The sequence below is a fragment of the Salmonella sp. SAL4457 genome, from assembly GCF_046548235.1.
In the GTDB taxonomy this organism is placed as follows: Bacteria; Pseudomonadota; Gammaproteobacteria; order Enterobacterales; family Enterobacteriaceae; genus Salmonella; species Salmonella enterica.
Genome location: NZ_JBGDZO010000637.1, coordinates 1 through 265 on the forward strand (window position 1 = coordinate 1; position 265 = coordinate 265).

Sequence of the window (265 nt, forward strand, 5' to 3'; positions counted from 1 at the left end):
GTCCTTGATGCTGCGCACCTGGTCCTTGTTGACGCGGGTGCGCTTGCCGTCCAGTTGCTCCAGTTCGTAGAAGCCGGAACTACGATCATAGCGCGGGGTATCCACCGCCTGGATCTCGCGGCCATCGTTGAGGGTGACGATGGTCGGGGTGGAGCAGCCGGCCAGGACGGCGAATGCGGACGAGAGCAACAGGGCGGGCAGCAGACGGGAGGTCATCGGAATTTTCCTTCGGACGGTTTTCGAGGCGGCGGATTCTACTCCAGTC

General features: G+C 62.6%; 1 protein-coding gene. It reads right to left on the bottom strand.

What is annotated here, in order from left to right; all coding sequences use genetic code 11:
- A partial coding sequence (locus ACLJNW_RS25750; protein WP_410961446.1) for a YgdI/YgdR family lipoprotein occupies nucleotides 1–216 on the bottom strand: 216 nt, incomplete at its 3' end.
- Nucleotides 217–265: the final 49 nt, after the last annotated feature.